This window comes from Streptomyces sp. SJL17-4 (assembly GCF_036826855.1).
Taxonomy (GTDB): Bacteria; Actinomycetota; Actinomycetes; order Streptomycetales; family Streptomycetaceae; genus Streptomyces.
Map to the genome: position 1 here is coordinate 1,330,610 of NZ_CP104578.1, position 20,368 is coordinate 1,350,977.

At 71.3% G+C, this 20,368-nt stretch carries 17 protein-coding genes; 9 read left to right on the top strand and 8 right to left on the bottom strand.

Features of this window, described 5'->3' with window-relative positions; all coding sequences use genetic code 11:
* Window positions 1-235 precede the first annotated feature (235 nt).
* Window positions 236-2,518, top strand: a complete 2,283-nt coding sequence (locus N5875_RS05940) for an FdhF/YdeP family oxidoreductase (RefSeq protein WP_338499095.1) — start codon at window positions 236-238, stop codon at window positions 2,516-2,518.
* A gap of 224 nt (window positions 2,519-2,742) precedes the next feature.
* Window positions 2,743-3,579: a formate dehydrogenase accessory sulfurtransferase FdhD gene (gene fdhD, locus N5875_RS05945; protein ID WP_318209599.1), complete on the top strand. Its 837-nt coding sequence runs from the start codon at window positions 2,743-2,745 to the stop codon at window positions 3,577-3,579.
* 56 nt (window positions 3,580-3,635) lie between these two features.
* Here fdhD and N5875_RS05950 read toward each other — a convergent pair whose 3' ends face one another.
* The gene (locus N5875_RS05950; protein ID WP_318209600.1) at window positions 3,636-6,134 is read right to left on the bottom strand and encodes an AAA family ATPase; all 2,499 of its coding nucleotides are present in this window, start codon (window positions 6,132-6,134) and stop codon (window positions 3,636-3,638) included.
* 332 nt (window positions 6,135-6,466) lie between these two features.
* Here N5875_RS05950 and N5875_RS05955 point away from each other — a divergent pair, with 332 nt between their 5' ends.
* Window positions 6,467-7,744, top strand: a complete 1,278-nt coding sequence (locus N5875_RS05955) for a DUF3533 domain-containing protein (protein WP_338492110.1) — start codon at window positions 6,467-6,469, stop codon at window positions 7,742-7,744.
* 62 nt (window positions 7,745-7,806) lie between these two features.
* On the opposite strand, the gene recQ is transcribed toward N5875_RS05955, so the two are convergent.
* Complete coding sequence (gene recQ, locus N5875_RS05960) at window positions 7,807-9,837, bottom strand: DNA helicase RecQ (RefSeq protein WP_338492112.1); 2,031 nt, start codon at window positions 9,835-9,837, stop codon at window positions 7,807-7,809.
* A gap of 211 nt (window positions 9,838-10,048) precedes the next feature.
* Between recQ and N5875_RS05965 the strand changes: the two genes are divergently transcribed.
* Window positions 10,049-10,300: an EF-hand domain-containing protein gene (locus N5875_RS05965; RefSeq protein ID WP_030313851.1), complete on the top strand. Its 252-nt coding sequence runs from the start codon at window positions 10,049-10,051 to the stop codon at window positions 10,298-10,300.
* 78 nt (window positions 10,301-10,378) lie between these two features.
* Here N5875_RS05965 and N5875_RS05970 read toward each other — a convergent pair whose 3' ends face one another.
* Both N5875_RS05970 and N5875_RS05975 read right to left on the bottom strand, forming a co-directional pair.
* Entirely contained in the window at window positions 10,379-10,636 is a 258-nt protein-coding gene (locus N5875_RS05970; protein WP_318209603.1) for a hypothetical protein, read from the bottom strand.
* A 107-nt stretch (window positions 10,637-10,743) separates the two neighbouring features.
* Complete coding sequence (locus N5875_RS05975) at window positions 10,744-11,313, bottom strand: carboxymuconolactone decarboxylase family protein (RefSeq protein ID WP_338492114.1); 570 nt, start codon at window positions 11,311-11,313, stop codon at window positions 10,744-10,746.
* Between the two features lie 127 nt (window positions 11,314-11,440).
* On the opposite strand from N5875_RS05975, the gene N5875_RS05980 reads away from it, so the two are divergent.
* Together N5875_RS05980 and N5875_RS05985 are read left to right on the top strand one after the other, a co-directional pair.
* Window positions 11,441-12,364 carry a pirin family protein gene (locus N5875_RS05980; RefSeq protein WP_318209605.1) on the top strand — a complete coding sequence of 308 codons (924 nt, stop codon included), beginning with the start codon at window positions 11,441-11,443 and terminating at the stop codon, window positions 12,362-12,364.
* 90 nt (window positions 12,365-12,454) lie between these two features.
* Window positions 12,455-12,799: a GNAT family N-acetyltransferase gene (locus N5875_RS05985; RefSeq protein ID WP_318209606.1), complete on the top strand. Its 345-nt coding sequence runs from the start codon at window positions 12,455-12,457 to the stop codon at window positions 12,797-12,799.
* Between the two features lie 29 nt (window positions 12,800-12,828).
* Here N5875_RS05985 and N5875_RS05990 read toward each other — a convergent pair whose 3' ends face one another.
* Window positions 12,829-13,626: a VOC family protein gene (locus N5875_RS05990; protein WP_338492117.1), complete on the bottom strand. Its 798-nt coding sequence runs from the start codon at window positions 13,624-13,626 to the stop codon at window positions 12,829-12,831.
* Window positions 13,627-13,786: 160 nt separating this feature from the next.
* Between N5875_RS05990 and N5875_RS05995 the strand changes: the two genes are divergently transcribed.
* From N5875_RS05995 to N5875_RS06005, 3 genes are all read left to right on the top strand, one after another.
* Window positions 13,787-14,140: a metalloregulator ArsR/SmtB family transcription factor gene (locus N5875_RS05995; RefSeq protein ID WP_318209608.1), complete on the top strand. Its 354-nt coding sequence runs from the start codon at window positions 13,787-13,789 to the stop codon at window positions 14,138-14,140.
* Entirely contained in the window at window positions 14,137-14,553 is a 417-nt protein-coding gene (locus N5875_RS06000) for an SRPBCC domain-containing protein (RefSeq protein WP_318209609.1), read from the top strand. The genes N5875_RS05995 and N5875_RS06000 overlap by 4 nt, the downstream gene beginning before the upstream one ends.
* Window positions 14,554-14,675: 122 nt before the next feature.
* Complete coding sequence (locus N5875_RS06005) at window positions 14,676-14,975, top strand: hypothetical protein (protein ID WP_318209610.1); 300 nt, start codon at window positions 14,676-14,678, stop codon at window positions 14,973-14,975.
* A gap of 47 nt (window positions 14,976-15,022) precedes the next feature.
* Here the strand turns inward: N5875_RS06005 and N5875_RS06010 are convergent, their stop codons facing one another.
* From N5875_RS06010 to N5875_RS06020, 3 genes are all read right to left on the bottom strand, one after another.
* The gene (locus N5875_RS06010) at window positions 15,023-15,520 is read right to left on the bottom strand and encodes a hypothetical protein (protein ID WP_338492120.1); all 498 of its coding nucleotides are present in this window, start codon (window positions 15,518-15,520) and stop codon (window positions 15,023-15,025) included.
* On the bottom strand, window positions 15,517-18,834 hold the full coding sequence (locus tag N5875_RS06015; protein ID WP_338492122.1) for a M36 family metallopeptidase: 3,318 nt from the start codon (window positions 18,832-18,834) through the stop codon (window positions 15,517-15,519). The genes N5875_RS06010 and N5875_RS06015 overlap by 4 nt, the downstream gene beginning before the upstream one ends.
* 269 nt (window positions 18,835-19,103) lie before the next feature.
* Complete coding sequence (locus N5875_RS06020; RefSeq protein ID WP_338492124.1) at window positions 19,104-19,943, bottom strand: methyltransferase domain-containing protein; 840 nt, start codon at window positions 19,941-19,943, stop codon at window positions 19,104-19,106.
* Window positions 19,944-20,368: the final 425 nt, after the last annotated feature.

Here is a 20,368-nt window from a genome sequence, read left to right on the forward strand (position 1 = left end):
ATGACGCACAAAAAGTGACGAAAAGGACAGCGCCAGCGTAGGCGCGCATGATCCGGTACGCAGCCCGTACGGCCGTCCGGAGCCGAGTGGCACCCGCTGACCGGCGGGCCTAGCCTGCCCGGAGGGGTGACTTCCTGTTCCTTCATGCCCCGGATATCCGCAGGTGAAAGGGTGAGCAGCCGTGAGCACCGACCAGGACGCGCAGGAATCCCCGACGCCCGGCGTCTCGGAACCCGTGGAGCACCGCGTGGGGCCCACTCCCGAGGGCGACCCGGAGTTCCACCCGTACCACCACCCCGCGGCGGGCTGGGGCGCCGCCAGGAGCGTGACCGGGTTCCTCGTCCGCGAGCGGGCCCTCGTCGACGGCCCGCGCGCGATCATGCGGATGAACCACGAGAACACCGGTTTCGACTGCCCCGGCTGCGCGTGGCCCGACGACACCAAGGGCCTGCACCTGGACATCTGCGAGAACGGCATCAAGCACGTCACCTGGGAGATGACCCGTAAGCGCGTCGGGCGCGCGTTCTTCGCCGCGCACTCGGTGTCCGAGCTCGCCGAGTGGAGCGACTACGACCTGGAGAACGAGGGCCGGCTGACCGAGCCGATGGTCTACGACCCGGAGTCGGACCACTACGTGCCGATCACCTGGAAGGACGCGTTCGAGGTGGTCGGCCGTGCCCTGCGCGGCCTCGACAACCCCCACCAGGCGTCCTTCTACACATCGGGACGGCTCGGCAACGAGGCGACCTTCCTCTACCAGCTGATGGCCCGCGAGCTCGGCACCAACAACCTGCCCGACTGCTCCAACATGTGTCACGAGGCGAGCGGCCGCGCCCTCCAGGCCTCCCTGGGCACGGGCAAGGGCACCGTCGACCTCAAGGACTGGGAGACCGCCGACGCGCTGTTCATCTTCGGGGTGAACGCCGCCTCGAACGCGCCCCGGATGCTGACCGCGCTCGCCGAGGCCCACCACCGCGGCGCGCGGATCGTGCACGTCAACCCGCTGGTCGAGGCCGCCGCCACCCGGACGATCGTGCCGCACGACTTCACGGACATGGCCCTCCTCAGGACGACGAAGACCAGCACCCTGAACCTCCAGCCCCGCATCGGCGGCGACATGGCGCTGGTCCGCGGGATGGCCAAGGCGATCCTCGAGCAGTCCGCGACCGACGCCAAGGCCCTCGACCACGAGTTCATCGACCGCCACACCAGCGGCTTCGACGAGTACCGCGCGCGGTGCGAGGCCACACCGTGGGAGGAGATCGAGCGGCAGTCCGGACTGAGCCGCGCCGATGTCCTCAAGGCCGCGCGCGTGTACGGCGAGGCCGACCGCTCCATCGTCAGCTGGTGTCTGGGCCTCACCCAGCACGAGCACGGCGTCGACACCGTCCGGGAGATCGTCAACCTGTTGCTGCTCCGCGGCAACCTGGGGCGCGAGGGCGCCGGCCCCTCCCCCGTACGCGGACACAGCAACGTCCAGGGCAACCGCACCTGCGGCATCGACCACCGCCCCGGCGACGCCTTCCTCGACCGTCTCGCCGAGGCCTGCGGGATCGAACCGCCGCGCGAGCACGGCCTGGACACCGTCCGTACCATCGAGGCGATGCGGCGCGGCGAGATCAAGGTCTTCGTCGGCATGGGCGGCAACTTCGCGCTCGCCGCTCCCGACACCCCGCTCACCTACGCGGCGCTGCGCACCTGCGACCTCACCGTCCAGGTGAGCACCAAGCTGAACCGCAGCCATATCGTCCACGGCAAGCAGGCCCTGATCCTGCCGTGCCTCGGCCGCACCGAGAAGGACCATCAGCGCAAGGGCATCCAGAGCACCTCCGTCGAGGACTCGATGAGCATGGTCCATCTGTCGATCGGCATGAAGCGCCCGGCCTCCCCGCACCTGCTGTCCGAACCGGCGATCGTCGCCGGCATGGCGCGGGCCGCGCTGCCCGACAGCGCGACGCCCTGGGAGTGGTACGTCGAGGACTACGACCGCATCCGGGACACCATGGCCAAGGCCCTGGACGGCTTCGAGGACTTCAATCGGCGGGTGCGTCTCCCGCTCGGCTTCCGCATCAAGCAGCCGGCCCGCGAGCTGGTCTTCCTCACCCCGTCGGGGCGCGCCGAGTTCTCCAGCGCCCCGCTGCCCGACGTCGTGCCGGAGCCGGGCACGCTGGCCCTGGGCACGATGCGGTCCCACGACCAGTGGAACACGACCATCTACTCCGACAACGACCGCTACCGCGGCATCAAGAACCTGCGCACGCTGGTCCTCATGAACCGGGCCGACATGCGGGAGCGCGGGATCGCCGACATGGGACCCGTCGACATCACCAGCACCGCGAAGGACGGCAGCAAGCGGTCCGTGAGCGGCTACCTCGCGGTTCCGTACGACATCCCCCGGGGCTGCGCGGCCGGCTACATGCCCGAGATGAACGTGCTGTGCGCGCTGGTCGACTACAGCACGCAGAGCGACCAGCCGATCATGAAGCACGTCAAGGTGACGATCGCGCCCACCGGTTGACCTCCCTCATCGCCCTCGTGCGAGCCGCTCGGGCGGCCCCCGGGAGTCGTTCGTCCGCCTCGAAGGGTCGCCCGGGGCGATGCCGTCGCCGGCCCCGTGACAGAGTCGTGGACAGCCCCCGAACAGGCACGCCCGGACGACAGGACGACCGGACGACCACGACCGGACGGCAGGGCCGCACATCGAGCACCGTCGGAGCGGCGCTCCGAGGAGAGGAACGAACCATGGGACGAGTGACCGTACGGCGGCGCGTCCTGCGCGTGCGCGAGGGGGACTCCTCCTACCGCCCCGACACCCTGGCCGCCGAGGAGCCGATGGAGATCAGGGTCGGCGGACGCCCGCTGACGGTGACCATGCGGACCCCGGGCGACGACTTCGACCTCGCGGTCGGTTTCCTGGTGAGCGAGGGCGTGGTGCACTCCGCCGAGGACGTGGCCGGTATCCGCTACTGCGCGGGGGCCACGGCGGACGGCGGCAACACGTACAACGTGGTCGACGTCGGTCTGGCGCCCGGCGTCGCCGCCCCCGACGCGTCCCTGGAGCGCAACTTCTACACGACCTCCTCGTGCGGTCTGTGCGGCAAGGCCAGCCTGGACGCGGTCCGCACGACGGCCGCCTGGTCGGTCGCCGAGGATCCGCTGCGGATCGGGACGGACGTCCTGGCGGCCCTGCCGGACCGGCTGCGGGCGGCCCAGCGGGTCTTCGACACCACGGGCGGGCTGCACGCCGCCGGGCTCTTCACCGCCGAGGGCGAGCTGGTGTGCCTGCGGGAGGACGTCGGCCGGCACAACGCCGTCGACAAGGTCGTCGGCCACGCGCTGCGCGAGGGACTCCTGCCGCTGCGCGAGTCGGTCCTGATGGTGAGCGGCCGCGCTTCGTTCGAGCTGGTGCAGAAGGCGGTGATGGCCGGGATCCCGCTGCTCGCGGCGGTCTCGGCGCCGTCCTCGCTCGCGGTGGACCTCGCGGCGGAGAGCGGGCTGACCCTGGTCGGCTTCCTGCGCGGATCCTCGATGAACGTGTACACGGGCGACGAACGGCTGAGCTCCGAGCCCATGGCCTGACGCGTACGGGCCGGGAGCCGCCGGGCCGTCAGGACACACCTCCCAGGAGGAGCAGGCTAGTCCTTCTTCTGGATGGTGCAGTGGAGGGAGTCGTCGATGACGTCGGCGACGATCGTGTCCCCCGGGTCCGCCTCCCCGCCGAGCAGCAGGGAGGCGATGCGGTTGTCGAGCTCCGTCTGGATCGTGCGGCGCAGCGGGCGGGCGCCGAACTCCGGCTGGTAGCCGTGGGCCACGAGCAGTTTCTTCGCCGCCTCGGTGACTTCGAGGGTCATGCCCTGGGCATGCACCCGGTGCTTGCTGCGGTCCAGGAGGTGGTCGACGATCTCCGACAGGTCCTTCTCGGTGAGGCTGTGGAAGACGATGATGTCGTCGATGCGGTTGAGGAACTCGGGCAGGAATCGGCCCCGCAGGTCCTCCATCAGTTCGCCCTTGAGTTCGGCCGCGTCGCCCTCGTGGGCGAGGATCCGGTGGGCGCCGATGTTGGACGTCATGATGACGACGCAGTGCCGGAAGTCGACCGTGCGGCCCTGTCCGTCGGTGAGCCGCCCGTCGTCGAGGATCTGGAGCAGGGTGTTGAAGACGTCGGGGTGCGCCTTCTCCACCTCGTCGAAGAGGACCACGCTGTACGGGTTGCGGCGCACCTTCTCGGTGAGCTGGCCGGCCTCCTCGTAACCGACGTATCCGGGCGGGGCTCCGACGAGCCGGGCGACGGTGTGCTTCTCCTGGAACTCGCTCATGTCGAACCGGATCATGCGGTTCTCCGCGCCGAAGAGCAGTTCGGCGAGGGTCTTGGCGAGTTCGGTCTTGCCGACGCCCGTGGGGCCGAGGAAGAGGAACGAGCCGACGGGGCGGTTCGGGTCGCCCATGCCGGCGCGGTTGCGGCGTACGGCCTCGGAGACCGCGGTGACCGCTTCGTCCTGGCCGACGATCCGGGCGTGCATCTCCTCCTCCAGCCTGAGGAGTTTCTCCTTCTCGCCGGCGGTGAGCTGGGAGACGGGGATGCCGGTGCGGCGCGAGACGATGTCGGCGATGTCGGCGGCGGTGACCGAGACGACGCCCTCGCGGCGCTCCTCGATGCCCGCGAGTTCGCCCTCCGCCTCGGCGATCTGCCGCTTCAGGTCCGAGGCCTGCTCGAACTGCTCGGCGGCCACGGCCTGGTCCTTCTCCCGCCGGAGCTTGGCGAGCCGGTCCTCCCGGCTGACGACCTCGGTGGAGCGGCCGGCACCGCGCAGCCGTACGCGCGCGCCCGCCTGGTCCATCAGGTCGATGGCCTTGTCGGGCAGGAAGCGGTCGCTGATGTACCGGTCGGAGAGTTCCGCCGCCGCCGTGAGGGCGCCGTCGGCGAACCGGACCTGGTGGTGGGCCTCGTACGCGTCCCGCAGTCCCTCCAGGATCTGTACGGTCTCCTCGACCGTCGGCTCCGGGATGAGGACGGGCTGGAAGCGCCGTTCGAGTGCGGCGTCCTTCTCGATGTGCTTGCGGTACTCGTCGATCGTCGTCGCGCCGACGACATGCAGCTCGCCCCGCGCGAGGGCGGGCTTGAGCATGTTGCCCGCGTCCATCGCGCCTTCCCCCGACGCGCCCGCGCCGACGACCGTGTGCAGTTCGTCGATGAAGAGGATGATGTCGCCCTCGGACTTCTGGACGTCCTCGATGACCTTCTTGAGGCGCTCCTCGAACTGGCCGCGGTACTGCGCTCCGGCCACCAGACCGGACAGGTCGAGGGAGACGACCCGCTTGCCCTTCAGAGTGTCGGGCACCTCGCCCGCCACGATCCGCTGGGCGAGTCCTTCGACGATGGCGGTCTTGCCGACGCCGGGCTCGCCGATGAGCACGGGATTGTTCTTGGAGCGCCGCGAGAGGATCTCGATGGTCTGCTCGATCTCCTCGGCGCGGCCGACCACCGGGTCGAGCCTGCCCGCCTTCGCCTCGTCCGTCAGGTCCCTGCCGAACTCGTCCAGGGTGGTGGCCGGCTGCTTCTGCTGCTGTCCGGCGGCCGGGGCACCGCCGTCGGAGCGGACCGCCCGGTCCGTGAGGCCGCGCAGCTTCTTCACGTCGTGGTCGTCCGCGCCCAGGAGCCGGGTCGCCCCGGAATCGGAGTCGTCGAGGAGCGCCGCGAGGATGTGCTCGGGGCCGATGTACGACACGCCCGCCTCCTGCGAGCGGCCGTAGGCGGCGGCGAGCGTGCGCTTGGCCGCGGGGGTGAGTCCGGGTTCCGAGGAGGGCTCGCCGGCTTCCCGGGGCAGCACCTCGTCGAGCTGGGCCGCGAGCGCCTCGGGGTCGACGCCGACCCGGGACAGCAGCCTGCGCGAGGGGGCGACCTGGGTCGCGGCCCACAGCAGGTGCTCCGTGTCGAGGTCGGACGTGCCGTCCTCACCGGCCTTCCGGGCGGCCAGGTTGAGGAGTTCGTGCGAGGACTCGGTCAGCAGACGTCCGATGGGTACGCGCTGTACGGCCGGGGGCGACGACGCCGGCGACATTCCGAAGAACCGGTTCAGCATGTCGCTGAACGGGTCGTCGGACGAACCGAAGGGTGAACCGAACGCCATCGACATGTCAGCTCCAGAGACGCGTGGGGGTATTCCCACTCAAACGTGACGTCCTGGGCTCCGCAACCGGAGTGGGGCCCTGCGCAGTTCGCCCGCCGGAGCCGGTGCGCGAACGGTCCGCGGACCCGCCGGTGGCCGAGCACGAACGAGCCGGTACGAGCGCCTGTGGCCGACCACGAGCCAGTCGGTACGCGCGCCGGTGGCCGTGTGCGAGCAGTCCGGTACGCCCGTCGGTGGCCACACGCGAACGACCCGGTACGCGCGTCGGGGCCGACACGCCCGTCTCCCGTACGGGCCGCAATCCCCGCCACGACGGCGCCCGCGTCGACGATGACACCATGACGTCCGCGATCCCCCCGCACACCGCCGACCCGCAGGTCCGCGCCCGGGCCCTCGTCCGGAACCCCAAACTGTGGCTCGTACCGACCGTCCTGAGCGCGCTGGTCGCCGTGGGCCTCTCGCTCCTCTACATGGGCGGCATCCTCAACCCGAACGACAACCTGCACAGGCTGCCCGTCGCCCTCGTCGACGAGGACCGGGGCACCCCACTGCCCGGACAGCGGGAGACCCTGGGGAAGCAGATCACCGACGGGATCGTCGCCGCCGGTTCCTCGACGACCGGCGTGGACTGGCGGCGGCTGGACCGCGCACAGGCCCAGGACGCGCTGGCGTCCGGCGAGATCTTCGGCGCCCTCGTCGTCCCGGAGAACTTCACCGCCTCCGTCGCCGCCCTGACCACGGACCGGGCGACCGTACGGCCGACGATCACCGTGCTCACCAATCCCGGCCTCGGCAGCCTGGGTTCGTCGCTCACGTCCCAGATCAACCAGAACGCCGCCCATCAGGCCTCACTGACCATCGGCAAGCAGCTCACGGCCTCCACCGACGTCCCGACGACCCGACTGCTCCTGGCCGACCCGGTCGCCGTCACCACCGAGGTCGGCCATCCGATCGGCCGGCACAGCGGCCTGGGCCTGACCGCCTTCTACTACACGCTGCTGCTCGTCCTCGGCGGCTTCATCGGCGGCAACCTCGTCAACAGCGGCGTCGACACCGCGCTCGGCTACGCCGACAGCGAGATCGGCCCCTGGCACTCCCGGCACCCCACGGTCCCGATCGACCGCACGCAGACGCTGATCCTGAAGATGCTGATGACGGCGGGCATCTCGGTCCTCACCTCGACGCTCGTCATGGTGGCCACGATCTCGGTCCTCGGCATGGACGCCTCGCACCTGCCGATGCTGTGGCTCTTCTCCTACTGCGCGACGGTCGCCGTCGGTCTGGGCGTCCAGGCCATCAACGCCGCGTTCGGCGGCATCGGCCAGCTCGTCTCCATGTTCATCTTCATCGCGCTGGCCCTCCCCTCCTCCGGCGCCACCGTCCCCCTGGAGGCCACCCCGGGCTTCTACCGCTTCCTGGGCGTCTTCGAGCCGATGCACCAGCTCAGCGCGGGTGTCCGGGCCATCCTGTACTTCGACGCCCAAGCCGACGCCGGCCTGGCCCGCGGCTGGATCATGATCGCGGTCGGCACGGTCCTGGCCCTGGCGTTCGGTCTCGGCATGACCCACTACTACGACCGCCGGGGCCTGCGCCGCCTCACCCCGCAACCCACCTGAGGGATACGGCGGTGAGGACGGGGGCCACCGCCGGGCGCCTCCCGCCGCCTACCGCCTACCGCCTACCGCCAGTCGTCCCAGGGCGGCGGCTCTTCCATCCCGTCCATGTCGTAGGGCGGCTCCTCGTCGTACGGAGGAGCGTCGGGCTCCGAAGCGGAGGGCGCGGACGGCGCGGACTGCACGGACCGCGCACCGGGTACGGCCGGGGCAGCCGCGGCGACGGGGGCGGCGGCCGCGGCGGCCCCGCTCTCCGCCAGTGCCTCCAGCACGCCCTCGGCGTACTTCGCCAGCTTGGCCTCGCCGACGCCTCCGATGGTGCCGAGCTCCTCGACCGTCGTGGGGAGCCGCGTCGCGATCTCCCGCAGCGTGGCGTCGTGGAAGACGACGTACGCCGGGACGCCCTGCTCGCGTGCCGTCGCGGCCCGCCAGGCGCGCAGCGCCTCGAAGACCGGGACCGCGGCCGCCGGCAGGTCGACCGGCACACGGGCGCCCTTCCCGGAACGCCCACCGGACTCCTTGCGGGAGGGGGCGGCCGGGGCCTTCTCCTTGCGCATGGTGACGGTCCGGCGCCCACCGAGCACCTCGCCGCTCTCCTCCGTGAGCACGAGCGTGCCGTAGTCGCCCTCCACCGCGAGGAGTCCCAGCGCGAGGAGCTGGCGCACGACGCCGCGCCACTCGGCGGTGCCCAGGTCCGAGCCGACGCCGAACACCGAGAGGCCGTCGTGGTCGAACTGGATGACCTTGGCCGTCTTCTTGCCCTGGAGGATGTCGATGATCTGTCCGGCGCCGAACTTCTGGCGCCGCTCCTTGGCCAGCCGCCACACGGTGGACAGCAGCTTCTGCGCGGCGACGGTGCCGTCCCAGGACTCGGCCGGGGTCAGGCAGGTGTCGCAGTTGCCGCACGGCTGACCCGACTGGCCGAAGTAGGCGAGGAGCCGCACGCGGCGGCAGTCGACCGTCTCGCAGAGCGCGAGCATGGCCTCCAGGTGCATGGCGAGGGCGCGCCGGTGCTGCTCGTCGCCCTCGGAGCCGTCGATCATCTTGCGCTGCTGGACGACGTCCTGGAGGCCGTACGCCAGCCAGGCGGTGGCGGGCTCGCCGTCGCGGCCGGCGCGGCCGGTCTCCTGGTAGTAGCCCTCGACGGACTTGGGCAGGTCGAGGTGGGCGACGAAGCGTACGTCGGGCTTGTCGATGCCCATCCCGAAGGCGATGGTCGCGACCACGACGATCCCGTCCTCCCGCAGGAAGCGTGCCTGGTTCGCCGCGCGCGCCCGGGCGTCCATGCCGGCGTGGTAGGGGACGGCGTCGATGCCGTTCTCCACGAGGAGGGCCGCGGTCTTCTCCACCGAGGCACGGGAGAGGCAGTAGACGACTCCGGCGTCCCCGTCGTGCTCGGCCCTGATCAGTTCGAGCAGCTGCTTGTGCGGGCTGTTCTTCGGGACGATGCGGTACTGGATGTTCGGCCGGTCGAAGCCGGCGACGAAGTGCCGGGCGTCCTCCAGGCCGAGCCGGGCGGCGATCTCCTTGTGGGTGGCCTCCGTGGCCGTGGCGGTCAGCGCGATCCGCGGCACCTTGGGCCAGCGCTCGTGGAGCATGGACAGCGCGAGGTAGTCCGGCCGGAAGTCGTGGCCCCACTGGGCGACGCAGTGCGCCTCGTCGATGGCGAACAGCGACACCTTGCCGCGGTCCAGGAGCCGCTGGGTGCCCTCGGTCCGGAGGCGCTCGGGAGCCAGATAGAGCAGGTCGAGCTCGTCGGCGAGGAAGGCCTGCTCGACGGCCTGCCGCTCGTACGGATCCTGGGTCGAGTTCAGGAATCCGGCCCGCACCCCGAGGGCCCTGAGCGCGTCCACCTGGTCCTGCATGAGGGCGATCAGCGGCGAGATCACGACGCCGGTGCCGTCTCTGACCAGGGCGGGGATCTGGTAGCAGAGCGACTTTCCGCCGCCGGTCGGCATCAGCACGAGGGCGTCGCCGCCGTCGACGACCTGCTCGATGATCTCCTGCTGCTCGCCTCGGAAGGAGCTGTAACCGAAGACGCGGTGGAGCACCTGCGCTGCATCGGAGATCACGGCGGAACCGTCGGAAAGGACCATTCACCCACCCTATCGGCCGCCACGGACACCCCGGCCGCACCGCCGAAACCTGTGGACAACCCCCGCCCCCTCCTGCGCGCACCCGGCCCGCGCCGCACGACTACGCTCGATGACGGCCCCGAGGCAACGTGGGGGGCGAACCCTGCGTCCTTCTGGACAGGGACGCATCGGCCTATGCAACAGCCACGGCCACAGGGAAGCAGGACACATCATGAGCGACAAGGCCCGTACTCTCTTCGACGCGCTCGATCTCGACCATGACGGAAGCCTGACGCGCATCGAGGTCATCAACGCGCTGCGGGCCAAGGGCCCGACCCTTGCCGCTCAGGGCGTGATCCCCGCGTGGGGCGTGGGGAACGACGACGACGCCTCGGCTCTGTTCGACCAGGCCGACCAGAACGGCGACCGCGTCCTGTCGTTCGAGGAGTTCGCCGCGCTGGTCGACCGCCGCTTCGGCTGGTGACACCGGACCACGCCCGCGCAACAGAGAACCGGCACCGCGCTGTCCGCGCGATGCCGGTTCGTCCGCCCGGAGGACCGGTCAGGAGATCTCGGGCAGCAGCCCGGTGACCGGCGCGGCCTGGTCGGTGAGCTGGTGGAGCTGGTTCACCTCGTGCAGCCGGCTGAGCCCACCGAGCTGACCGGCGATGCCGGGGAACTGCGCCTTGGACTCCTCGGGGATCCCGGTCGTGGCGAGCGCGTCGAGCTCGGTGACCGGGTTGATCGGCGGGCCGAGCGGGCTGGTGGTGGCGACGGCCTGCGCCGCGGAGGCGCCGAGGCACGAGAAGGCGGCGGCCACGGCGAGAACTGAGGAAATGCGTCGTGTAGAGATCACACCCTCACAACGCCCCGCCCGGCCGACGGACACGGCCGCGCCCCGCCTGGCGGCCACCGACGCCGGGAGGGTCAGGCCGTGGCGTCCGCCGGGAGCGGGGCGGAAGCGGGGACGGATGCGGGGGCGGAAGCGGGGACGGGTGCGGGGGCGGCGTCGCGTACGGGATGGCGGCTGAAGATCGAGACGCGGTTGAACGCGTTGATGGTGATCGCCACCCAGATCACCGCGGAGATCTCCTCGTCGTTCAGGACCGCGCGGGCCTCGCCGTACGCCCGTTCCTGCGCGAGGCCGTCCGCCGGGTCGGTCGTGGCCTCCGCCAGGGCGAGGGCGGCTCGTTCCCGTGCCGTGAAGAGCTCGGTGTCCCGCCACGCGGGGAGCACGCCGAGGCGCCGGGTCGTCTCGCCGGCCCGGAGCGCGGCCCTGGTGTGGACGTCGAGGCAGTAGGCGCAGCCGTTGATCTGCGACACCCGGAGGTTGACCAGTTCGACCAGAATCCGGTCGAGCCCGGCCTCGGCGGCGGTCGCGCGGACGGCGTCGGCCGTGTGGACCAGGGCCCGGTAGGCCGCGGGGCTCTGCTTGTCGAGGTAGACCCGCCGACCACCCGCCACGTCCTTCGCGTCGTCGTTCACGTCGTCGTTCATCGTGCGCTCCTTCGAGGAATCCGTGCGCGTCAAGGGTTCTGGGGCTATGATCACCCATAGTTGTTGAAAGCGAAACTATATCGCTGGACGAGAACGCCGGACGAGAACGGATGGAGAGGGGTCGGGCATGGGCGACACGGAGGTCGAGATTCTCTCCGCGCGGGACGTTCCGCTGGGCGGACCGCGCGCGATGACCGTACGGCGCACCCTGCCCCAGCGGTCCCGGACGCTGATCGGGGCCTGGTGCTTCGCCGACCACTACGGCCCCGACCGGGTCGCCGAGTCCGGCGGCATGGACGTCGCCCCCCACCCGCACACCGGGCTGCAGACCGTGAGCTGGCTCTTCAGCGGGGAGATCGAGCACCGCGACAGCCTGGGCAGCCACGCGTACGTACGGCCCGGGGAACTGAACCTCATGACCGGCGGCCACGGCATCAGCCACACCGAGGTCTCCACTCCCGGCACCACCGTGCTGCACGGGGTGCAGCTGTGGGTGGCGCTGCCCGACGCACACCGTCACGCCGACCGCGACTTCCAGCACCACGCCCCGAAGCCGGTGCGGCTCGACGGCGCGGAACTCCGGGTGTTCCTCGGCTCGCTCGCCGGTGAGACCTCCCCCGTGCGCACCTTCACCCCGCTCCTCGGCGCCGAGCTCCTCATCGACCCCGGCGCCACGGTCGTCCTGCCCGTCGACCCGGCCCACGAGCACGGTCTGCTCGTCGACGAAGGAGACGTCCGGCTCGCCGGAACCCTTCTCCGTCCGGCCGAACTCGGTTACGTCGACACCGGACACGACACCCTGACCCTGACGAACACGTCCGAGCGGCGCGCGCGGGCGGTCCTCATCGGCGGTACACCCTTCGGCGAGGAGATCGTCATGTGGTGGAACTTCATCGGCCGCAGCAACCAGGACATCGTCGAGGCCCGGGAGGAGTGGGAGCGCGCCTCCGACCGCTTCGGACACGTCGACGGCTACCCCGGCGACCGCCTCCCCGCCCCGGCCCTGCCGAACGCCGCCCTCACCCCCCGCGGAAACCCGCCCCGCGCCTGAGCCAGGGGGCCCACACCCCCAGGCCCATGGATCCCACGAACCACACCGCCCCCTCTATCCTTCGGCACCCTTCGACCTGAAAGGCACGTCATGAGCGAGCAGACAGCCCCCACCCCCGTCGTCCGCCACGTCGACCCCCGCCACCGTTACGAGATCCTGGTCGACGAGAAGCGCGCCGGCCTCACGGCGTACCGCGACCGCGACGACCGGCGCGTCTTCTTCCACACCGAGATCGACGACGCCTACGCGGGCCAGGGCCTCGCCTCGATCCTGGTCGAGCAGGCCCTGACCGACGTGCGCGCCTCCGGGATGCGGATCGTGCCGGTCTGCCCGTACGTGGCCAAGTTCCTCAAGAAGCACGAGGAGTTCGCCGACATCACCGACCCGGTGACGCCGGAGATCCTCCAGTGGCTTGACGACCGGTTGGCCCGCTGACCCCCCGACCCGCACAACCTGCGCGCCGGTCAGCCGGCGGACGGGGTCAGGACCACGAAGTCGGCGTTCGACGGGTCGAGACAGACGGCGATCCGTCCGACGCCCTCCGCGTCGTCCGGCCCCATCTGCACGTTGCCGCCGCTCGCGGTGACCCTGGCGACGGCGGCGTCGCAGTCGGCGACGGCGAACACGGGGTGCCAGTACGGCCGTCCGTGCGCGAGGGCGAGGTCCGCCTCGCTCAGCTGCATGAGGCCGCCCTGCATGCGCTCCTCGGGAAGTCCGGCGGGGGTGATGATCGTGTACGTGCCCTCTCCGCCGGGCATCGGCATGTCGCTGTACTGCCAGCCGAAGACGCTGCCGTAGAACCGCTTCGCCGCCGCGGCGTCGCTCGTGTACAGCTCGGTCCAGGACAGCGAGCCCGGGGCGTCGACCTGTTCGACGCCCTTGTTCGTACCCGGCTGCCAGACGGCGAACTGGCCGCCCAGCGGGTCGCTGTACTGCGCCATCCGACCCCACTCGCCGAGGTCCATCGGCGCGACGCGTACCGTGCCGCCGGCCTCCTCCACGGCCCGGGTCGTGGCGTCCGCGTCGGCGACGTTGTAGTAGATCATCCAGGCCGAACGCGCGCCCTCCTCGGTCAGCTTGCCGAGCCCGGCGACGATCTTTCCGTCGCTCCGGAACATCCCGCCCTCCATGTCCTCCCCCTCCCCCATGGACTCGTAGTTCCACCCCAGCACTCCGCCGTAGAAGGCCGCGGCGGCCGGGACGTCGGGGGCGCCGAGGTCGAGCCAGCAGGGGGAGCCGGGGACGAAGTCGGTGGTGATCATGGCGATGGCCTTTCACGGTTCCGGGGACGCCGGGTACGCCGGGTATGCCGGGTATGCCGGGCACGCCCTCAGCCTTGCATCGGACTCGACCCCTCGCGCGTCGACCTCGACGCGTCGGAAGAAGTTGACACGTCGGAGATTTCCGACGCATTCTGTCGGCATGCCAACCGTCGACGTCTACAGCGCGCTGGCCAATCCGGTCCGGCGCAAACTGCTCGAAGGGCTGATCGATGGACCACGCCCGGCCGGCGAGCTGGCCGGGGAGTTCTCCCTCAGCCGTCCGGCCGTCTCCGAGCACCTGGCCGTGCTGAAGAGGGCCGGGCTGGTGCACGAGGAGCCCCGCGGACGCCATCGCTACTACCACCTGCGGCCGGAGCCACTCGCCGAGGTGGGCGACTGGCTCCACCCCTTCGAGCACTACTGGCGCGCCCGCATGGGCGCCCTGCGTGACGTACTGGACGAGATCAGCGACAGCACTCACAGCGACACACGACCCGAGGACGAATCTCCATGACTGCCGAACTCCGGACCATCCACTGCGACCAGTTCATCGCCCACCCGCCCCGGGCCGTCTGGCGTGCGCTCACCGACCCCGAGCTGCACGCGCGCTGGTGGGCCGCCGGGGACGTACGCGCCGAGGTGGGGCACCGCTTCACCCTGGACATGGGGCAGTGGGGCCACCAGGAGTGCGAGGTGCTCGCCGTGGAGCCGGAGCGGCTCCTCAGCTACAGCTTCGCGCCGGGAACCCTCGACACCACCGTCACCTGGCGGCTCGAGGCCGAAGGGACCGGTACGCGGCTCTTCCTCGACCACGCCGGATTCGACCTCGGCTCACCGCTCGGCAAGGCCGCGTTCGAGGGGATGGGGCGCGGCTGGCCGGGCCTGCTCGGCCGGATCGAGCCCGCCCTGGATGCGGCCGCGCGATAGCCGCGAGGCGCCCGCCGAGTGGTCACGGCGGAGAAGGAGGGGGGGCGCTGGAAGGGAGCGCGTCCGGGTGTCGAGGGCGTAGCCGGTGGAGCGCCCGCCCGGTCGGGAGAGGCAGCGACATCATGCGCATGCTCCTGAAGGTTCAGATGGACACCCCGGCCTCGAACGAGGCCATTCGAGAAGGCACGCTGCGAAAGATCATGGAGGAAGCCCTCCGTCAACTCCGTCCCGAAGCGGCCTATTTCACCGTCGAGGACGGCTGCCGGACGGCGTACGTCTTCTTCGACCCGGCCGATCCGTCGCAGATGCCGAAGATCTCGGAGCCGCTCTTCCTCAAGCTCAACGCCAAGGTCCACTACTCGCCGGTCATGAACCCCGAAGACCTGGCCAAGGGCCTGGACGCGATCACCCCCGGCGGATGACCGCCCCGCCTGCCACGCGCGCGGCAGTCACGGGGTCGGCCGGAGGCTCATCGAATCCGAAAGGTGATCCGCAGCGACCGCAGGCCCGGCTGTGCGGCGGTACGCAGGACCGCCTCGCCCGGTCCGACGGCGCGGACGTCCCAGGCGCGGTACCCCGGATCGGACTCGAAGTCGACCGGCACGAGGACGATCGCCGTGCCGTCGACGGCGGGAGTGGCCGTGCGCCAGCTGCCGGAGAGGCGCAGTTGGGTGGTGTCGCCGAGGGGGAGGGTGACGGTGCGGCCGGTGTCGTCCTGGGTGAGGACGGCCGGTCCGGCAGTCGACGTCGCAGGGGCAGGAGTTGACGTCGCAGGGGCAGGAGTTGGCGTCGGAGTCGAGCCGGGGGTGGACGTCGATGTGGGAGTAGGGGTGGGGGCGGAGGTGCGGACCGGCGGGGTCGGGCGATCCGGCGCGGCGTCGTCGGCGCACGCGACCGCCGCCGCCCCGAGGAGCAGGGTGGCGGCAGTGCGCGTCAGCAGGGTCTTCCTCGGCGTACGAGCGGTCATACCAGCGGGACGTTGACGCAGGTGAGGATGGCCGCCTGGGCGGAGAGCTGCTGCTTGGTGGCCTGGGGGTCGAGGCGCACCCGCTCGGCGTTCCGCATGGCCTCCAGGAAGGGGGTGTCCGCCTTCAAGTCCCCGTCCGTGTCGACGAGCTCGTTCGGCTCGAAGGCTCCGTTGGCGAAGTTGAGCCAGGCGGCGAGCAGTTGACGGTCGAGGGAGCGCTTCGGGTCCAGGAGCAGGTTGAGGAAGAGGACGTTGGCCGCCTTGTCCTGGGTGGACACGTCGACCTTCTCGGAGAACACTGCGCTCGCGTGCTGGACGATCTTCAGGTAGCAGTCCAGCGTCTCCCTGCCGAGTCCGGTGAGGTCGCCGGTCAGGTACTTGACGTACCAGATGTCGGCGAGCAGCGACAGCGGCGCGTTGCCCTGGACGATGACGGGCATACCGTCGGTCCCTGTGCCGCCGTCGTCGTCACGTGCCGCGAGGGACAGGTCGTACAGGCACGGCTGGGTGTACGTGTGGGGCTGCGTGTCCGTCAGGTCGCGCGGCTGGACGCTGGGGCTGCGGACCGGGTCGGCGTCCGGCGGGTTGACGAGCGAGGTGGTCGTGGTGGGCGGTGTCCCGTCGCCCCACGTCCAGGTCATGGTCTCGTCGTCGCTGCCGGGGTCGGTGATCCGGGCGGTGTACCGCTTCTCCTCGCCCTTGTGGACGACGAGTGTCCGGCCGCCGGCGAGCGGCACGGTGCCGGTCTTGTCGAGGGCGACGGTCGGGTCGACGTTGGCGACGGTGACCTCGGCCTCGCGGCAGGTGCTGGTGTCGTCGTCGCTGCCGCAGATCTTCACGGTGAAGGTGCCGTTGTCGCCGAAGGCGATCTCACGGCTGAAGGTGAGCGTGGCGTCGGGACGGCTGTTCTCCAGCTGTCCCGGCAGCGGGACGGGCTTGCCGTCGCCGGGGTCGATGGTGGCGGTGAGCGGGTCGAGCCAGCCCGGGTCGGTGACCGTGCCGGAGACCGTGAGTCCGCCGCCCTCCTCGCGCGGGCCCTGGACGGTGAAGGTCACCGCGGGAGCCACGTTGGTGACGGTCACGGTCGCCGTGTCGGTGTCGGCCCCGGCGGCGTTGCCGACGCGCAGGCCGACGGTGTACGTGCCGTCCCGGCCGACCCGGTCGAAGAGCGGGGCGGCGCCGGTCGCGTCGTCGTAGGCGCCGTCGCCGTCGAAGTCCCAGCTGTAACCGCCGCCGCCACCGGGGACGGTGGAGCCGCTCGCGTCGAGCCGTACGTCGGCGCCTTCCTTGGTGGTGTACGGCCCGCCCGCGTCGGCGGTGGGCCGGCAGCTCACGGGGAAGTCGGTCGCCGGCTCGGCCTGGTCCTGGCTCGGCGAGGTGGCGCTCGCGCCCATGCCCCGGCGGGCGAACACGCCCCACAGCAGGCACTGGTCGGCGCCTCCGTGGTTCGCGCGGTCGGCGGCGAGGATGCCGTCGCGGGCGTCCAGGAAGTCGGGCGAGGACGGGGTCAGCTTCATGCCGTCGACCATCAGCTGCTCGTGCCGCTGCTTTCCGGTGGCGTAGCCGTACGCGCCGACGAGCGCGGTCCGCATGTCCCACATGGCGGTCGCCCAGATCTCACCGTCGGAGTGCGCGCTGCAACTGCCGTCGTCGCAGAGGTCGCCGTAGGTGAGGGTGCTGTTGTTGTAGGCGACGCGGCGTATGCCGGTGGCCCGGCCGTTGTTGTACTCGCCGTACACCGGGTCGTTCCAGAGCGAGGTGGCGACGGCGTCGCTCCAGCCCTCGCCGAGCGCGTCGGTCTGGACGCCGTCGCCCATCTCGCCGCCGCCGACGAGGCGGTGGGACAGGCCGTGGCTGTACTCGTGGGCGACGGTGTCGCCGTTCATGGCCCGGTGGATGTGGTGGTTGTCGCAGGAGGCGCGTCCGACGAAGAGCCGCATGGTCGGGTTCTGGCCGTCGGCGGGGGTGGCGAAGTCGGCGTTGCAGGCGGAGTCCCCGTTGGCGTCGAAGTCGACGTAGACCTGGACGCGGTCGCCTCCGGCGCCGCCGTTGCCGAGGTTGTCCTCCTGGAAGTTGCCCGAGGCCTCGTCGAAGCCGAGCGCGTAGAGGTGGTCGTGCATGCGGTTGGCGTAGTAGAAGGCCTGGGTGACGACCGCGTCCCGGTCGGTCGTGATGTCGGTGCCGCCGCTGGTACGGAAGGCGTCCGTGAAGGTGTAGGTGAAGTGCTGGTACGCCGGGTCGCCGGCGGCCGGTGTCTGGGGCTGGTGGCCCAGCGCCTCGTTGCCGTCGGGGTCGTGGGAGACCTCGCCGTTGTTGCCGGTGGTGACCCGGCCGCTGACCCAGGAGCGGCCGAGGCCGCTGAAGGGGACGGTCGTCGGGCTGCCGAGGGTGGGGTTCTGGGCGGTGTGGACGCGGCCCTCGGGGCCCTCGTTGCTGGTGAGGTCGGTGCGCTGGAGGACCGTGCCGGTCCCGGCGTCGACGACGATGTCGTACAGGTGGTCGTTGTCGGCGGTGAGGGTGATCCGCCAGGCCGGCCGGGCGGTACCGTCGGCGAGCGGGAAGGTGACGCGGGTGGCGGTGGTTCCGGCCCGAGTGCCGGAGGCGGCGTCGTTGCCCTTGCCGGTGCCGGTGCCGGAGGCGGCGTCGTTGCCGGTGCCGGTGCCGGTGCCGATGTCGGTGCCGACGGAGGCCGCGGCCCGGTCGAGCGCGGCGCCCTTGTCGAGGATGGCCTTCCCGGTGGCGCGCACGCCCGCGACGAGACCGCCGGTGACGGTGAGGATGCGGCCCGCCTTGTCGACGGCGACCGAGAGGCGGGCGCCGTGGACGGGGACGCCCCGGTCGCTCTGGCCGATGAAGACGTGCCGTACGCCGTTGTGCTCGGTGCGGTACGACCTGACGACGGTGAGGGCGTCCAACTCGGCGGCGGAGAGCCCGTACAGGGCCGCGTGGTCACGTATGTGGTCCAGCGCGAGAGTGCGCGGGTCGATGGCGGTGCCGGCGGCGGTGAGAGTGGTCCGCCCCTGCGGGGTGAGCAGCCTGGGCGTACCGAACCGACCCCAGCGGACGGCCGTGCCGTCGAGCTCCTGGGCGGCGCGCAGCTGTCCGGCCGTGGGCGCGACGCGCTTGTTCCCGCGTACGTCGATGTTCGGGTAGGGCCGGTCCGGCTGTTCCTGGGCGGCTCCCGCTTCCTCCTGGGCTCTGGGGCGTTCGTCGGCGGTGGCGACCGACGGTGTGACCGTGACCGCCGGCAGTGCGAGCAGCATGGCTCCGATGACCAGTGATCGTGCGCGCGTCGACAGGCGTGTGGGTGGCATCGATCTCCCCCGTCCGATGGCTTCCTGACTGCGGACCGGGGACAAGCTACGTGCCCATGACAAGAGGGCGGAAGGGCGCATACCGCCCCGCGGGGGCGTGCCACGACACTCTCGCCACATTCGGCGGAGATCATTCCTCCTGATCGACGGCGCTGAGAGGAGCGTCCGCCGGGAGAAGGCGGCACGGGAGGTCGGGAAAGTGCCTCACATGGAGAGGTGGTGAACGTTCTGACGCCCCGGGCCAAGGCGGCACGGACGCCGATCGACGATCAGCGGCCCTCCTCCGGAAGCCCCTCGCCCGGTTTCCGGCCCCAGGCCGTGAGCATGCCTGCCGACAGCGCCGCGCATGCGTCGGACTCCAGATACCGGATCGCCGCGTCGACGGCCGCGTCGTCGACCAGACCGGTCGCGACCATCGGCGCCCTGCTCCGCTCCCATGTGTCCGCCCAGAAGCGGCTGATCGGACTCCCCGCCAGCAGCGGCGGCACATGGATCTCGGCGGCGACGGGCAGAAGGCCCGCGCCGCGGAGCAGCCTCGGGTACGACGGCACCCAGGAGACGTCGGTGCCGATGGTCTCCCGCAGCGCCTGCCACATCGCCCGCATCACCGTGCTGTACGGAGTGCCGGGCGCCCGCTCGCTCGTCAGATCGACCGCGTCACTGAGCACCAACACACCGCCGGGCTCGACGAGTTCGGCCAACCGGCTGATCACACGGTCACGCTCGGGAAGGTGCATCATCACGAAGCGCGCATGGACGAGCCCGAACCGGCCGGGGCCGAAGTCCGGGTCGGTGACGTCGGCCTCCAGGACGTCGAGGCCGTTCACGGGACGCTCAACGAGAAAGCGTACGTGGCGGTCCACGGCGAGCACGCCCGTCACCCCGGCCTCGTCGAGCAGCCGACGGGAGACCGTGCCCGTACCGGCACCCACATCGAGGCAGCGCCACCCGGGGCCGACCCCGAGCGCGCGGAACCGCGCCATGGTGATGTCGTCGTAGGCGAGCGCGCCGAAGTCGATGCGCTCCCCCTCGCCCGCTCGCCCGGGAGGGAACACGGCCTCGCCGTAACGGCCTTCACCCGGCGCGTCCCCGCGCGGGGCGGTGGTCACGTCGCCACCGGAGTGGCGGCGGCGGGGGCGCCGGCCTCGACGCGTTCCGGCGCCCGGTCCGCACGGCACGGGAACAGCGGGTCCTCGAACAGTCTCATGGCCTCGAACAGTTTCATGACCGGATCTCTTCAGGCGGCGGGGCGGTTCCGGGCGGCCGAGGGGCGTCGCCGCCACCCTGGGCACCGACGCCGCTGCCACCTCCCGCCGATCCTCCACGGACCACGGCCCGTACGGCCGAGGCGCGCCCGCGCCTGAGCCGATCGGGCGCCCCGGAATCCCCACCGCCCCGCCCGGCAGCGCCCCCCCGACTCACCCCGCCTCCCCCACAGAACCATTGACAGGTCCATCTCATTCTCACCATTCTTGAGAGCGCTCTCACGGCTCAAGGCCCCACCCGCCCACGGATTCCCCCGACACGGAGTCCC

Excerpts from the sequence above, each read along its gene's own strand:
- fdhD (WP_318209599.1), top strand. The coding sequence starts at position 2,743 with ATGGGACGAGTGACCGTACGGCGGCGCGTCCTGCGCGTGCGCGAGGGG.
- N5875_RS05950 (WP_318209600.1), bottom strand. The coding sequence starts at position 6,134 with ATGTCGATGGCGTTCGGTTCACCCTTCGGTTCGTCCGACGACCCGTTC.
- N5875_RS05955 (WP_338492110.1), top strand. The coding sequence starts at position 6,467 with ATGACGTCCGCGATCCCCCCGCACACCGCCGACCCGCAGGTCCGCGCC.
- recQ (WP_338492112.1), bottom strand. The coding sequence starts at position 9,837 with ATGGTCCTTTCCGACGGTTCCGCCGTGATCTCCGATGCAGCGCAGGTG.
- N5875_RS05965 (WP_030313851.1), top strand. The coding sequence starts at position 10,049 with ATGAGCGACAAGGCCCGTACTCTCTTCGACGCGCTCGATCTCGACCAT.
- N5875_RS05975 (WP_338492114.1), bottom strand. The coding sequence starts at position 11,313 with ATGAACGACGACGTGAACGACGACGCGAAGGACGTGGCGGGTGGTCGG.
- N5875_RS05980 (WP_318209605.1), top strand. The coding sequence starts at position 11,441 with ATGGGCGACACGGAGGTCGAGATTCTCTCCGCGCGGGACGTTCCGCTG.
- N5875_RS05985 (WP_318209606.1), top strand. The coding sequence starts at position 12,455 with ATGAGCGAGCAGACAGCCCCCACCCCCGTCGTCCGCCACGTCGACCCC.
- N5875_RS05990 (WP_338492117.1), bottom strand. The coding sequence starts at position 13,626 with ATGATCACCACCGACTTCGTCCCCGGCTCCCCCTGCTGGCTCGACCTC.
- N5875_RS05995 (WP_318209608.1), top strand. The coding sequence starts at position 13,787 with ATGCCAACCGTCGACGTCTACAGCGCGCTGGCCAATCCGGTCCGGCGC.
- N5875_RS06000 (WP_318209609.1), top strand. The coding sequence starts at position 14,137 with ATGACTGCCGAACTCCGGACCATCCACTGCGACCAGTTCATCGCCCAC.
- N5875_RS06005 (WP_318209610.1), top strand. The coding sequence starts at position 14,676 with ATGCGCATGCTCCTGAAGGTTCAGATGGACACCCCGGCCTCGAACGAG.
- N5875_RS06010 (WP_338492120.1), bottom strand. The coding sequence starts at position 15,520 with ATGACCGCTCGTACGCCGAGGAAGACCCTGCTGACGCGCACTGCCGCC.
- N5875_RS06015 (WP_338492122.1), bottom strand. The coding sequence starts at position 18,834 with ATGCCACCCACACGCCTGTCGACGCGCGCACGATCACTGGTCATCGGA.